Annotated in this window: 14 protein-coding genes and 1 other annotated feature; all 14 genes read left to right on the top strand. The window is 45.6% G+C overall.

The annotated features are described in order from the left end of the window. The first annotated feature begins 282 nt into the window (after positions 1–282). The 14 genes from ctsR to rlmB all read left to right on the top strand — a co-directional run bounded on the left by ctsR (position 283) and on the right by rlmB (position 14867). Positions 283–747 (top strand): transcriptional regulator CtsR, encoded by a 465-nt coding sequence (gene ctsR / locus Y79_RS0100380; protein ID WP_016935919.1) that lies wholly within the window; start codon positions 283–285, stop codon positions 745–747. Between the two features lie 13 nt (positions 748–760). Continuing rightward, positions 761–1318 carry a protein-arginine kinase activator protein McsA gene (locus Y79_RS0100375; RefSeq protein ID WP_016935918.1) on the top strand — a complete coding sequence of 186 codons (558 nt, stop codon included), beginning with the start codon at positions 761–763 and terminating at the stop codon, positions 1316–1318. Beyond that, positions 1318–2409: a protein-arginine kinase McsB gene (locus Y79_RS0100370; RefSeq protein WP_016935917.1), complete on the top strand. Its 1092-nt coding sequence runs from the start codon at positions 1318–1320 to the stop codon at positions 2407–2409. The genes Y79_RS0100375 and Y79_RS0100370 overlap by 1 nt, the downstream gene beginning before the upstream one ends. Beyond that, positions 2406–4841 (top strand): ATP-dependent protease ATP-binding subunit ClpC, encoded by a 2436-nt coding sequence (clpC, locus tag Y79_RS0100365; RefSeq protein WP_016935916.1) that lies wholly within the window; start codon positions 2406–2408, stop codon positions 4839–4841. The genes Y79_RS0100370 and clpC overlap by 4 nt, the downstream gene beginning before the upstream one ends. A 93-nt stretch (positions 4842–4934) precedes the next feature. Continuing rightward, the gene (gene radA / locus Y79_RS0100360; RefSeq protein ID WP_016935915.1) at positions 4935–6314 is read left to right on the top strand and encodes a DNA repair protein RadA; all 1380 of its coding nucleotides are present in this window, start codon (positions 4935–4937) and stop codon (positions 6312–6314) included. A gap of 3 nt (positions 6315–6317) precedes the next feature. Then, entirely contained in the window at positions 6318–7400 is a 1083-nt protein-coding gene (gene disA, locus Y79_RS0100355; RefSeq protein WP_003156401.1) for a DNA integrity scanning diadenylate cyclase DisA, read from the top strand. 113 nt (positions 7401–7513) lie between these two features. Then, positions 7514–8614, top strand: coding sequence for a PIN/TRAM domain-containing protein (locus Y79_RS0100350; RefSeq protein ID WP_016935914.1), 1101 nt, complete (start codon positions 7514–7516; stop codon positions 8612–8614). Positions 8615–8627: 13 nt separating this feature from the next. Then, positions 8628–9326, top strand: coding sequence for a 2-C-methyl-D-erythritol 4-phosphate cytidylyltransferase (gene ispD / locus Y79_RS0100345; protein WP_029575199.1), 699 nt, complete (start codon positions 8628–8630; stop codon positions 9324–9326). Beyond that, positions 9319–9795 carry a 2-C-methyl-D-erythritol 2,4-cyclodiphosphate synthase gene (gene ispF, locus Y79_RS0100340; RefSeq protein WP_016935912.1) on the top strand — a complete coding sequence of 159 codons (477 nt, stop codon included), beginning with the start codon at positions 9319–9321 and terminating at the stop codon, positions 9793–9795. Before ispD ends, ispF begins: the two co-directional genes overlap by 8 nt. Positions 9796–9886: 91 nt before the next feature. Continuing rightward, on the top strand, positions 9887–11338 hold the full coding sequence (gene gltX, locus Y79_RS0100335) for a glutamate--tRNA ligase (RefSeq protein ID WP_016935911.1): 1452 nt from the start codon (positions 9887–9889) through the stop codon (positions 11336–11338). 2 nt (positions 11339–11340) lie between these two features. Further along, positions 11341–11573 (top strand) — a binding site (T-box leader). 74 nt (positions 11574–11647) lie between these two features. After that, on the top strand, positions 11648–12301 hold the full coding sequence (cysE, locus tag Y79_RS0100330; RefSeq protein ID WP_007410393.1) for a serine O-acetyltransferase: 654 nt from the start codon (positions 11648–11650) through the stop codon (positions 12299–12301). After that, positions 12298–13698, top strand: coding sequence for a cysteine--tRNA ligase (cysS, locus tag Y79_RS0100325; protein WP_016935910.1), 1401 nt, complete (start codon positions 12298–12300; stop codon positions 13696–13698). The genes cysE and cysS overlap by 4 nt, the downstream gene beginning before the upstream one ends. 4 nt (positions 13699–13702) lie before the next feature. Continuing rightward, on the top strand, positions 13703–14134 hold the full coding sequence (locus Y79_RS0100320) for a Mini-ribonuclease 3 (protein WP_016935909.1): 432 nt from the start codon (positions 13703–13705) through the stop codon (positions 14132–14134). Continuing rightward, complete coding sequence (gene rlmB / locus Y79_RS0100315) at positions 14118–14867, top strand: 23S rRNA (guanosine(2251)-2'-O)-methyltransferase RlmB (protein ID WP_016935908.1); 750 nt, start codon at positions 14118–14120, stop codon at positions 14865–14867. The genes Y79_RS0100320 and rlmB overlap by 17 nt, the downstream gene beginning before the upstream one ends. Positions 14868–14872: the final 5 nt, after the last annotated feature.

Here is a 14872-nt window from a genome sequence, read left to right as displayed (position 1 = left end):
TTCAGCGCCGATGGTAGTCGGGGGTTTCCCCCTGTGAGAGTAGGACGCCGCCAAGCAATCATAAGGTAAAGACAGCTCATTATGAGCTGTCTTTTTTGTGTTTTTCTGCATACGTTATATAATATGAGAAAAGTAACGATATACCTTTTTGTAAAAGCAGGTTTTATGCTTGTGCAAAGTGGAAATAATAGAGATAGAGCGATACAGTTGAAAAATTTTGCGAAACACCTTATAGTAAGATTAAAGTCAAATATAGTCAAAGTCAATAAAGGAGGGGGTTGAGTGGGACATAATATTTCTGACATCATTGAACAGTACTTAAAACAAGTATTAGATCAAAATGGCAAAGAAATTTTAGAGATCAAACGCAGTGAAATTGCTGATAAATTTCAGTGTGTTCCTTCCCAAATAAATTATGTCATCAACACCAGATTCACAAGCGAAAGAGGATATATTGTTGAAAGTAAACGGGGAGGCGGCGGTTATATTCGTATTATCAAAGTTAAAATGAATAACGAAGTCGTCCTCATCAATAATATTATTTCGCAGATTCATACCCACTTGTCCCAGGCAGCCTCTGATGACATTATTCTCAGACTGTTAGAGGACGGGGTTATTTCGGAAAGAGAAGCTAAAATGATGGTGAGTGTAATGGATCGTTCAGTTCTATATATTGATTTGCCTGAACGGGATGAACTAAGAGCCAGAATGATGAAGGCGATGCTCACATCTTTAAAACTAAAGTAAGCGGGTGAAAAGATTGATTTGTCAAGAGTGCAATGAGAGACCGGCCACTTTTCACTTTACGAAAGTTGTTAATGGAGAAAAGCAAGAAGTTCATATTTGTGAACAATGTGCAAAAGAAAATAGTGATTCATACGGTATAAGTGGAAACCAAGGGTTCTCGATTCATAATTTATTATCAGGGCTGCTGAATATGGAGTCTTCATTTCAAAACACGGGTTCTCAAATGTTCGGCTATTCAGAGCAAGGCACGGCCTGTAAGAAATGCGGCATGACGTTTCAACAGCTGAGAAAAACAGGGCGGTTCGGCTGTGCGGAGTGTTACGATACATTTCACAGCCAAATTACGCCGATCTTGCGAAAAGTCCACAGCGGGAATACGGTGCATGCCGGGAAAATTCCGAAACGCATAGGCGGAAACTTGCATGTAAGACGGCAAATGGAAATGTTAAAAAAGGAACTTGAATCTTTAATACACCAGGAAGAGTTTGAAAAGGCGGCGCAGGTCAGGGATCAGATCCGGTCGTTAGAGCAGAAATTAAAAGGCACAGATAGTGAGGAGGAACAAGGGTAATGTCGCTCAAGCATTTTATTCAGGACGCATTAAGCAATTGGATGAAGCAAAAGGGACCTGAAAGTGACATTGTACTCAGCAGCCGTATACGATTGGCCAGAAACTTTGAAAATATAAAGTTTCCTGCCCGGTATACGAATGAAGAAGCCTCATCCATTATTCAGCAATTCGAAGATCATTTTTCAGGGAAAGAACTGCCTGATATCGGTCAATTTCATTTAATCAGAATGAGTGAAGCTCAGCCTTTGGAAAAACGGGTGCTGATGGAAAAGCATCTGATCAGCCCGAATTTAACGGAATCACCGTTTGGCGGCTGTCTGCTTTCTGAAAATGAAGAAGTCAGCATTATGTTAAATGAAGAAGATCATATCAGAATTCAATGTCTCTTCCCCGGCTTCCAGCTTCTCAACGCCATAAAAGCGGCAAACCAGGTTGATGACTGGATTGAGGAGAAAGTGGATTACGCTTTTGGGGAGAAGAGAGGATACTTAACAAGCTGTCCTACAAATGTAGGGACGGGACTAAGGGCTTCGGTCATGATGCATTTGCCGGGTCTTGTACTAACTAGGCAATTGAATCGAATTATACCGGCAATTAACCAATTAGGTTTAGTTGTTAGAGGAATTTACGGGGAAGGCAGCGAAGCATTAGGAAATATCTTTCAAATTTCAAATCAAATCACACTTGGAAAATCAGAACAGGACATCGTCGATGATTTGAACAGTGTGGCTGCCCAGCTGATTGAGCAGGAACGCTCAGCCCGAGAAGCGCTTTATCAAACCTCGAAAATTGAATTAGAGGACCGGGTATTCAGATCTTACGGCGTTTTATCCAACTGCCGAATGATTGAATCGAAGGAAACGGCGAAATGCCTTTCTGACGTTCGACTGGGGATAGACCTGGGGATCATTAAAGGGCTATCAAGCAATATACTTAATGAACTGATGATTTTGACACAGCCCGGTTTTCTCCAGCAATATTCGGGCGGCGCATTACGGCCGAACGAAAGAGACGTGAGAAGAGCGGCTCTTATCAGGGAAAGGCTGCATTTAGAAATGAGTGCAAATAGACAGGAGGATGATTCGATATGATGTTTGGAAGATTTACAGAGCGGGCTCAAAAGGTATTGGCACTGGCACAGGAAGAAGCACTGCGCTTAGGCCATACAAATATCGGAACTGAACATATATTATTGGGGTTAGTCCGTGAAGGTGAAGGGATAGCATTTAAAGCTTTAGAAGCGCTTGGCCTCAATTCAGATAAAATGCAGAAAGAAGTGGAAAGTTTGATTGGCCGAGGGCAGGAAAGCACCACCTCTGTCCCTCATTACACGCCTAGAGCCAAAAAGGTAATAGAACTATCAATGGATGAAGCCAGAAAGCTCGGTCATTCTTATGTAGGAACAGAGCACATACTTCTTGGGCTGATTCGTGAAGGTGAGGGAGTCGCCGCGAGAGTACTGAATAATCTGGGTGTCAGTCTCAATAAGGCGAGACAGCAGGTTCTGCAGCTTCTCGGAAGCAATGAGACAGGGGCATCCGGAGCGGGAACAAATAGCAGCGCAAACACGCCGACGCTTGACAGTCTGGCGCGTGATTTAACCGCGATTGCGAGGGAAGACAGCCTTGATCCGGTTATCGGCCGAAGCAAAGAAATTCAGCGTGTTATTGAGGTATTAAGCCGCAGAACAAAGAATAATCCCGTTCTGATTGGAGAACCGGGTGTAGGTAAAACTGCGATTGCTGAAGGTCTCGCACAGCAGATCATCAACAATGAAGTGCCGGAAATTTTACGTGATAAACGCGTAATGACATTAGACATGGGAACGGTTGTAGCAGGCACGAAATACCGCGGAGAATTTGAAGACCGTCTGAAAAAAGTAATGGATGAAATACGTCAGGCCGGCAATATTATTTTATTCATTGACGAATTGCACACCCTGATCGGAGCTGGAGGAGCAGAAGGCGCGATTGACGCGTCGAATATTTTAAAACCTTCACTCGCTCGCGGAGAGCTTCAGTGCATCGGTGCGACAACGCTTGATGAATACCGCAAATATATCGAAAAAGACGCAGCACTGGAGCGCCGCTTCCAGCCGATTCAGGTGGATGAGCCGTCAGTCGATGAAAGCATTCAGATCTTAAAAGGCCTTCGTGACCGCTATGAAGCGCATCACCGCGTATCCATTACCGATGAAGCGATCGAAGCGGCGGTTAAATTGTCTGACCGTTATATTTCTGACCGCTTCCTTCCGGATAAAGCGATCGATTTAATTGACGAGGCCGGTTCAAAAGTACGTCTCCGTTCCTTCACAACGCCTCCGAACTTAAAAGAGCTTGAGCAGAAACTCGATGAAGTTCGCAAGGAAAAAGACGCTGCCGTTCAAAGCCAGGAGTTTGAAAAAGCGGCTTCTCTTCGTGATACGGAGCAGCGCTTGAGAGAACAGGTGGAAGATACGAAAAAAACGTGGAAAGAAAAACAAGGCCAGGAGAACTCCGAAGTTTCTGTAGAGGATATCGCAATGGTGGTATCCAGCTGGACCGGGGTGCCTGTATCTAAAATTGCGCAAACGGAAACAGATAAGCTTCTCAATATGGAAAGCATTCTGCACTCCCGCGTCATTGGCCAGGATGAAGCCGTTGTAGCCGTTGCGAAGGCTGTCAGACGTGCAAGAGCCGGTTTGAAGGATCCGAAACGTCCGATCGGTTCATTCATCTTCTTAGGCCCAACAGGCGTAGGGAAGACAGAGCTGGCAAGAGCGCTGGCGGAATCCATTTTCGGTGATGAAGAAGCGATGATCAGAGTGGATATGTCCGAATATATGGAGAAACATTCGACTTCGCGTCTTGTCGGTTCTCCTCCGGGATATGTCGGTTATGATGAAGGCGGCCAGCTGACGGAAAAAGTGAGAAGAAAACCTTACTCTGTCGTACTGCTTGATGAAATTGAAAAAGCGCATCCTGATGTGTTTAACATTCTCCTGCAAGTGCTTGAAGACGGACGCTTGACTGATTCAAAAGGACGCACTGTTGATTTCCGCAACACGATCCTGATTATGACGTCAAACGTCGGAGCGAGCGAGTTGAAACGCAACAAATATGTGGGTTTCAATGTTCAGGATGAATCACAAAACCATAAAGACATGAAAGACAAAGTCATGGGAGAGCTGAAGCGTGCCTTCAGACCTGAATTTATTAACCGGATTGACGAAATTATCGTCTTCCACTCTCTTGAGAAAAAACATCTTACAGACATCGTGTCGCTTATGTCTGACCAGTTAACAAAACGTCTGAAAGAACAAGATCTCTCTATAGAGCTGACGGATGCTGCAAAAGCAAAAGTAGCAGACGAGGGCGTCGATTTGGAATACGGCGCACGTCCGTTAAGAAGAGCGATTCAAAAGCATGTGGAGGACCGGTTATCAGAAGAGCTTCTCAGAGGCAATATTGATAAGGGCCAGCACATCGTTCTTGATGTTGAAGACGGCGAATTTGTCGTAAAAACAACTGCTAAAACGAACTAATATAGTGACAAACATGAGGCATACGTAAGCAAGTGTATGCCTCACTTTGTTATATAGAGAAATATACGATAAGGAAGAGGTTTTACAGCATATATGGCTAAATCAAAAACAAAATTCATCTGCCACTCATGCGGTTATGAATCCGCAAAATGGATGGGGAAATGCCCTGGCTGCGGGGCTTGGAATACAATGGTGGAAGAAACCATCAAAAAAGCGCCGGCGAATCGGCGGGCGGCTTTCTCCCACTCCGTTCAAACCGTCCAGAAACCATCACCCATTACATCAATTGAAACATCAGAAGAACCCCGTGTTCAAACCAAGCTCGAAGAATTTAACAGAGTGCTTGGCGGCGGCGTTGTAAAGGGCTCGTTAGTATTAATCGGCGGCGACCCCGGCATCGGGAAATCAACGCTCCTTCTTCAAGTATCCGCACAATTAGCAGACACGGCCGGCAGCGTGCTTTACATTTCCGGGGAAGAATCCGTGAAGCAAACGAAGCTGCGCGCTGACAGGCTTGGAATCAACAGCCAATTGTTACATGTTTTATCTGAAACCGATATGGAGTATATTTCGTCTGCTATACAAGAGATGAAACCCGCATTTGTTGTCGTAGACTCCATTCAGACCGTTTACCAAAGCGACATTACCTCAGCTCCCGGCAGTGTATCACAAGTAAGAGAGTGTACGGCTGAATTGATGAAAATCGCGAAAACAAACGGCATTCCGATTTTTATCGTCGGACACGTCACAAAAGAAGGATCGATCGCAGGGCCAAGATTGCTTGAGCATATGGTCGATACCGTTCTATACTTTGAAGGAGAGCGGCACCATACATTCCGTATTTTGCGGGCTGTAAAAAACCGTTTCGGCTCAACAAATGAAATGGGCATCTTTGAAATGCGGGAAGAGGGGCTTACAGAAGTGCTGAACCCTTCGGAAATTTTCTTGGAAGAGCGTTCTGCCGGGGCTTCGGGTTCGAGTATCGTTGCGTCAATGGAAGGAACGAGACCGATCCTGGTTGAAATTCAGGCGCTCATATCACCGACCAGCTTTGGAAACCCGCGCCGCATGGCTACAGGGATTGACCACAATAGGGTGTCGTTAATCATGGCTGTGCTTGAGAAGCGGGTGGGGCTTTTGCTTCAGAATCAAGATGCATATTTAAAAGTCGCCGGCGGGGTCAAACTGGATGAACCGGCGATTGATTTGGCAGTAGCCGTCAGCATTGCTTCAAGCTTCAGAGATACACCGCCGAATCCTGCAGATTGCTTTATCGGTGAAGTGGGTCTGACAGGAGAAGTCCGCAGGGTGTCAAGAATCGAACAGCGCGTAAAAGAAGCGGCGAAACTCGGCTTCAAGCGTATGGTCATACCTGAGGCGAATGCAGGCGGATGGACAATACCAAAAGGGATTGAGGTTGTCGGAGTAGCAAATGTTGCAGAAGCGCTTCGTACTTCATTAGGAGGATCATAATAGATGGAAAAAGAGAAAAAAGGGGCGAAACAAGAGCTTGACCTGTCTGCAATTCTGCAGTTCGTTGCACCGGGCACGCCGCTCAGAGCCGGGATAGAGAATGTACTGCGGGCAAATACAGGCGGCCTGATTGTTGTCGGATACAATGATAAGGTAAAGCAAGTCGTGGATGGCGGTTTTCATATTAATACATCATTTGCGCCCGCTCACCTATACGAGCTGGCCAAAATGGACGGTGCCATTATTTTAAGCGATTCCGGCCAGAAAATTCTTTATGCGAATACACAGCTTATGCCGGAAGCGACCATTTCTTCTTCAGAAACGGGAATGAGGCACCGTACGGCGGAACGGGTGGCGAAGCAGACCGGCTGTCTCGTCATCGCCATTTCTGAACGCAGAAATGTTATTACGTTATACCAGGACAGCATGAAATACACACTGAAGGACATAGGATTTATTTTAACAAAAGCAAACCAGGCGATTCAAACGCTTGAGAAGTATAAAACCATTTTAGACAAAACGATTACGGCTTTAAACGCTTTAGAGTTTGAGGAGCTCGTGACATTCAGTGACGTGCTGTCCGTCATGCACCGCTATGAAATGGTGCTCCGTATAAAAAATGAAATCAACATGTATATTAAAGAACTCGGAACGGAAGGCCACTTAATCCGTCTGCAGGTGATTGAGCTGATTACGGATATGGAAGAAGAAGCGGCTCTTTTCATCAAAGACTATGTGAAAGAAAAAATCAAAGATCCGTTCGTGCTGTTAAAAGAGCTTCAGGATATGTCCAGCTATGATCTGCTTGATGATTCCATTCTGTTTAAGCTGCTTGGATATCCCGCTTCTACCAACCTTGATGATTATGTGCTGCCGAGAGGGTACAGGCTGCTGAATAAAATTCCGCGTCTGCCGATGCCGATTGTTGAAAATGTAGTTGAGGCGTTCGGATTTTTACCAAGCATAACGGAAGCCACTGTTGAAGAGCTGGATGATGTTGAAGGCATCGGTGAGGTGCGCGCCCAAAAAATCAAAAAAGGTTTAAAACGTCTTCAAGAAAAACACTATATAGATAGACAGCTTTAAGTATCGCTTAAACCTGTCAGAATCCGGGTATATTATTGTTAGTTTTTGTTTATTCTGATATTTGTAGGCTTTGACAGCCTGCTGAAAAATGTTACTTAAAAGGAGGTGGAGGTATGTTAAAACGAATAGTTCAGGCGTTCTTCATTATTGTGGGCGGCGTTGTCGGTATCTTTTTAATACCTGAATTGTTTGTACTGTCAAATATACAGGACATACCTTTAATAACAAACGCATATACGTCTGCTGCAATTGGTGCTATTATCTTTTTTCTCATCAGTATATGGACGACAGAATATGTGATTAATTGGGTGAAATGGATTGAAGATTCTTTGCTGAGAGCTCCGGTGCCGGATCTGTTATTCGGAAGTCTCGGATTGGTTTTTGGACTTATCATCGCATATCTCATTGTAAACGTGATTCCGCTGGACAATATTCCGTACCGTATATTCAGCACCATCATCCCGGTCTTTCTGGCTTTCTTTCTCGGTTACCTGGGCTTCCAGGTCGGATTTAAGAAAAAGGATGAACTGATCGGTCTGTTCTCCATTTCTGCAAGAATGCAGAAGAAAAAAGGAAGTGCCGATGAGGAGCAGGAGGAACAGGAGAAAAGGCTGAAAATCTTGGATACAAGTGTTATTATTGATGGGAGAATTGCAGATATTTGTCAGACGGGCTTTTTAGAAGGAGTCATTGTAATTCCTCAATTTGTGCTTGAGGAATTACAGCATATCGCTGATTCTTCAGATGTTTTAAAACGCAACAGAGGACGCCGCGGACTGGATATTTTGAATCGCATTCAAAAGGAACTGGATATTACGGTTGAAATTTATGAAGGCGACTTCGAAGACATTCAAGAGGTTGACAGCAAGCTTGTCAAACTTGCGAAGCTGACATCCGGTGTCGTTGTGACGAATGATTTTAATTTAAATAAAGTATGTGAGCTTCAGAAGGTTGCGGTACTGAATATTAATGACCTTGCAAACGCGGTGAAGCCGGTTGTGCTCCCGGGTGAAGAAATGAATGTGCAGGTGATTAAGGACGGGAAAGAGCATAATCAAGGTGTGGCTTACTTGGATGACGGAACAATGATCGTTGTGGAAGAAGGCCGCAATTATATAGGGAAACATATTGATGTGCTCGTAACCAGCGTGCTGCAGACAGCGGCGGGGCGAATGATTTTTGCCAAGCCTAAGCTGCTTGAGAAGGCTCTTTAAGAGGGAGTTAATGATGGAGTATGTCGTAGTCATTCCGGCTGCCGGACAAGGGAAACGGATGAAAGCCGGGAAAAATAAGCTGTTCATCGGCTTAAAGGGTGCGCCTGTTATTATACACACACTGCGGGTTTTTGAAAGCCACGCGCCTTGTCAGAAAATAATCCTGGTGATAAACGAGAGTGAACGGGAAGATTTTCACCAGCTGCTTGCCCAGTTTCCGGTTAAAGCGGAAATTGAGCTTGTCATCGGCGGAGCGGAGCGTCAGCATAGTGTATACGAAGGACTGAAAGTGATTGATGAGGAGTCCGTCGTTCTTGTTCATGACGGGGCGCGCCCGTTTGTCACGCATCAGCATATCGATAAACTCGCTGAAACAGCAGAAGAGACGGGAGCGGCTGTCCTGGCTGTTCCTGTGAAAGACACGATAAAACGGGCGGAAGGCTCCCGGGTTGCGGAGACCTTTGACCGTTCAAGCTTGTGGGCCGTTCAAACGCCGCAGGCTTTTCGTCTTTCTTTATTGAAAAAGGCGCATAGGGAAGCGGCAAACAAAGGCTTCTTAGGTACAGATGACGCCAGTCTCGTTGAGCGTCTTGATGGCTATCAGGTGAGTATCGTTGAAGGCAGCTATACCAATATTAAGCTGACAACGCCCGATGATCTGATATCAGCGGAAGCAATCATGAAAGCGGAAAGTGGGAATCATAATGTTTAGAATCGGACAAGGATTTGACGTGCATCAACTAACGGAAGGCCGTCCTCTTATCATCGGCGGAATTGAAATTCCTTATGAAAAAGGGCTGCTCGGGCATTCCGATGCGGATGTATTGCTGCACACGGTTGCAGATGCGTGCCTCGGAGCGGTAGGTGAAGGAGATATCGGCAAGCATTTCCCGGATACTGATCCGGAATTCAAGGATGCGGATTCTTTTAAGCTGCTTCAGCATGTCTGGAACATTGTCAAAGAAAAAGGGTACGTACTCGGAAATATAGACTGCACGATTATTGCGCAAAAGCCGAAAATGGCGCCGCATATTGATGCGATGAGAAAACGAATAGCGGAAGGCCTTGAGGCAGACGTCTCCCAAGTAAATGTAAAAGCAACAACGACAGAAAAGCTCGGGTTTACCGGAAGAGCCGAAGGAATTGCCGCTCAGGCTACCGTTCTGATCCAAAAAGCCTGATCATTATTTTGATGCCCGGTCTATTTGGTGGTAGAATAGATACATATATTCGGCTAGAGGCTACAGACGAGATGAAAGGAAGTATTTGAACATGGGAAATGAAGTACGCGTCCGCTATGCACCGAGTCCGACCGGACATTTGCATATCGGTAACGCCAGAACGGCGCTTTTTAACTATTTATTTGCCCGCAGCCAAGGCGGAAAGTTTATTATCCGGATTGAGGATACGGACAAAAAGCGAAATATTGAAGGCGGAGAGCAAAGCCAGCTTAACTATCTGAAATGGCTCGGCATAGACTGGGATGAAAGTGTGGATGTCGGCGGAGAATACGGCCCGTACCGCCAGTCTGAACGGAATGACATTTACAAAGAGTACTATGAAGCGCTGCTTGAAAAAGGGCTTGCTTATAAATGTTTCTGTACGGAAGAAGAACTTGAGAAAGAACGTGAAGAGCAGATCGCCCGCGGGGAAATGCCGCGCTATTCAGGCAAACACAGAAACCTGACTCAGGAAGAGCAGGAGCAGTTTTTAGCCGAAGGAAGACAGCCGAGCATCCGTTTCCGCGTGCCGGAAGGAAAAATCATCACTTTTAACGATATCGTAAAAGGCGAGATTTCTTTTGAATCAGACGGTATCGGCGACTTCGTCATCGTTAAAAAAGACGGTACACCGACGTATAACTTTGCCGTCGCAATTGACGATTACCTAATGAAAATGACGCACGTGCTCCGCGGTGAGGACCATATTTCAAATACACCGAAACAAATCATGATTTTCCAGGCGTTCGGCTGGGATATTCCTGAATTCGGACATATGACGCTTATCGTGAACGAAAGCCGCAAAAAATTAAGTAAACGTGATGAATCAATTATCCAGTTTATTGAGCAGTATGATGAGCTGGGTTACCTGCCTGAAGCGCTGTTTAACTTTATCGGACTTCTCGGCTGGTCTCCTGTCGGTGAAGAAGAGCTCTTCACAAGAGAACAATTTATTGAAATTTTTGATGTGAATCGTTTATCTAAGTCACCGGCTCTGTTTGATATGCATAAACTGAAATGGGTCAACAACCAATATGTCAAAGCGCTGGATCTTGATCAAGTTGTTGAACTGACTCTGCCTCACCTGCAAAAAGCAGGAAAAGTCGGCACTGAGCTTTCTGCCGAAGAGCGGGAATGGGTGCGTAAGTTAATCTCTCTTTACCACGAGCAATTGAGCTACGGTGCTGAAATTGTCGAGCTGACTGATTTGTTCTTTAATGATGAAATCGAGTATAATCAAGAGGCAAAAGCCGTTCTGGCGGAAGAACAGGTGCCTGAAGTGCTCAGCGCATTTGCTGCGAAGCTTGAAGAGCTTGAAGAATTCACGCCAGAGCAGATCAAAGCCTCAATTAAAGCCGTTCAGAAAGAAACAGGCCATAAAGGCAAAAAGCTGTTCATGCCGATTCGTGTAGCGGTTACCGGCCAGACGCACGGTCCGGAGCTTCCGCAGGCTATTGAGCTGATCGGCAGAGAAACAGCCGTAAAACGCCTGAAAAGCATTTAAATATACGATTGTTGACAGGGAAGAGTATAAAACAATGACCATTACAGAAAGAATCTTCATCGGCTGAGAGAGATTCATGCGTTATGTTTTAGAAGTGCGCCCTTAAGACCTTTGAAGAACATTTCTGCGGAAATCAGTATTTAAAGGCGGCCGCCGCCGTTACCGGCTTTAAAGTTGGGAAAACACGTTTTGTTTTTCAAACAGAGTGGAACCGCGCGGTAAAAGCGTCTCTGTCATGTTTACATGCAGAGACGCTTTTTTTATAGGCGGAAAAACAGACTGGAGCGGGGAGAGAATGGGGGGAAGCATGTGTTTTTTAAAATGCTAAAAGAAGACATAGATACAGTGTTCGATCAAGATCCGGCAGCAAGAAGCTATTTTGAAGTTGTTTTAACTTATTCTGGTTTACATGCTATATGGGCGCATCGGATTGCACATGCTTTATATAAACGGAGATTTTTCTTCCTTGCGCGCCTGATATCACAGATTGCCCGTTTCTTTACCGGAATTGAAATCCATCCCGGCGCGACCATCGGGAGAAGGTTTTTCATTGATCACGGTATGGGGGTCGTCATAGGGGAAACATGTGAAATCGGCAATAACGTGACGGTATTCCAAGGTGTCACTCTCGGGGGAACGGGAAAAGAAAAGGGAAAGCGGCATCCGACCATTAAAGATGATGCTTTAATTGCAACGGGGGCGAAGGTGCTCGGCTCTATAACAGTCGGGCAAGGCTCTAAAGTAGGGGCCGGCTCCGTTGTGCTGCGTGATGTTCCCGACTTTTCAACCGTTGTCGGCATACCTGGAAAAGTCGTCATTCAGAACGGAAGAAAGATCAAACGCGATCTCAATCACCAAGACTTGCCCGATCCGGTTGCTGACCGGTTAAGAGCATTGGAGCAGCAGATTTTTGAGCTGCAGGCTGAACTGGAAGATAAAAAAGAAAGGATCAACCAAAAATGACCATTACACTTTATAATACATTGACACGGAAAAAGGAAACATTCGTTCCTCTTGAGGAAGGAAAAGTAAAAATGTACGTGTGCGGACCCACTGTATACAACTATATTCATATCGGAAACGCCCGTCCGGCGATTGTGTATGATACCGTACGCAACTATTTGGAGTATAAGGGATACGATGTTCAATACGTATCGAATTTCACAGATGTTGATGACAAATTGATTAAGGCGGCTAATGAGCTCGGCGAGGACGTTCCGACCGTTTCTGAGCGGTTTATTAAAGCTTATTTTGAAGATGTGGGCGCCCTCGGATGCCGGAAAGCGGATCTTCACCCTCGAGTCATGGAGAACATGGACGCCATTATTGAATTTGTCAGCGAGCTGATTAAAAAAGGCTACGCTTATGAATCGGAAGGCGACGTCTATTTCAAAACAAGAGCCTTCGAAGGCTACGGCAAGCTTTCACAGCAATCAATTGATGAACTCAGATCGGGCGCTCGTATCCGTGTCGGTGAGAAGAAAGAGGATGCGCTGGACTTTGCTCTTTGGAAAGCCGCCAAAGACGGAGAAATTTCATGGGATAGCCCTTGGGGAAAAGGCCGCCCGGGCTGGCACATTGAATGCTCCGCAATGGTGAAAAAATATTTGGGTGACGAAATCGATATTCATGCCGGCGGTCAGGACCTGACATTCCCGCACCATGAGAACGAAATCGCCCAATCTGAAGCATTAACAGGCAAGACATTCGCAAAATACTGGCTTCACAACGGTTACATCAATATAGATAATGAAAAAATGTCAAAATCGCTCGGCAACTTTGTTTTGGTGCACGATATCATTAAGCAGTATGACCCGCAGCTTTTGAGATTTTTCATGCTGTCCGTTCATTACCGCCACCCGATCAACTATTCGGAAGAGCTGCTTGAGAAAACAAAAAACGCGTTTAACCGCCTGAAGACGGCCTACAGTAATTTAAACCATCGTTTGATTAGCAGCACGAATCTGACTGACAATGATGATGAATGGCTCGCTAAAATAGAAGAGCACCGCGCTGCATTTGAAGAAGCGATGGATGATGATTTTAATACGGCGAATGCGATTTCCGTTTGGTTTGATTTGGCGAAGCTTGCCAACTACTACATGCAGGAGGACAATACGGCGGATCACGTCATTAAAGCCTTTATCAGCATGTTTGACCGAATCGGATCCGTTCTCGGACTTACGCTCGGCGAAGAAGAGCTTGTCGATGAAGAGATTGAAGAATTGATCGAGAAGAGAAATGAAGCCCGCCGCAATCGCGATTTTGCTTTGTCAGACCAAATTCGCGATCAGCTGAAAAGCATGAATATCATTCTTGAAGATACGGCTCAGGGAACTCGCTGGAAGCGGGGAGAGTAAGCGGATGCTTCAATTTGAACAAATCAAAGATTCAAAGCAGTTAAACGGTCTTGCGCTCGCTTATATGGGTGATGCCATTTTTGAAATATATGTCCGGCATCACCTGCTTAAGCAGGGCCATACGAAACCGAATGACCTTCATAAGAAGGCGAGCCGGATCGTATCGGCAAAATCACAGGCAGACATTCTGTTCCGCCTTCAGGAAGAATCCTTTTTCACGGAGGAAGAGGAAGCCGTGGTGAGAAGGGGAAGAAACGCGAAATCAGGGACGACGCCTAAAAACACAGATGTACAGACGTACCGCCATAGTACAGCTTTTGAGGCTTTGCTCGGATATCTTTTTCTTGAGAAAAGAGAAGAAAGACTGAATCAGCTGATTACAGAAGCTATACAAGTCGGGACGTCAGGGAGGAAAACAAATGAGTCAGCAACATGATTACGTCATAGGAAAAAACGCGGTAATTGAGACGTTAAAGTCGGATCGCAAACTCTATAAGTTATGGATGGCGGAAAACACAGTAAAAGGACAGGCGCAGCAAGTTATGGAGCTTGCTAAAAAGCGCGGCGTCACCATTCAATTTGTGCCGAGAAAAAAACTCGATCAGATGGTGGAGGGGCAGCATCAGGGAGTTGTCGCTCAGGTGGCGGCATATGAATATGCACAATTAGACGAATTATATAAAAGAGCGGAACAGAGAAACGAACAGCCTTTCTTTCTCATATTGGACGAGCTGGAAGACCCTCATAATCTCGGTTCCATCATGAGAACGGCTGACGCTGTCGGCGCGCATGGCATCGTGATTCCGAAACGCAGAGCGGTCGGACTGACTTCGACGGTCGCAAAAGCATCGACCGGTGCCATTGAACATATTCCCGTCGTGAAGGTGACCAATCTTGCCCGGACACTTGATGAAATGAAGGAGCGGGGCATTTGGGTCGTGGGAACGGATGCATCCGCCCGGGAAGACTACCGCTCTATGGACGGCAACATGCCTTTGGCGCTCGTTATCGGAAGCGAAGGCAAAGGAATGGGCCGTCTTGTGAAAGAGAAATGTGATTTTCTCATTAAACTTCCGATGGCCGGAAAAGTCACGTCTCTGAATGCATCGGTAGCGGCCGGCCTTCTGATGTATGAAGTCTACCGGAAACGCAATCCTTTAGGGGAATAAAGACA

The sequence above is a fragment of the Bacillus siamensis KCTC 13613 genome (assembly GCF_000262045.1).
Taxonomy (GTDB): domain Bacteria; phylum Bacillota; class Bacilli; order Bacillales; family Bacillaceae; genus Bacillus; species Bacillus siamensis.
The sequence above is the reverse complement of the archived record's forward strand: the minus strand, read 5'-3'. Positions and strand labels throughout refer to the sequence as shown.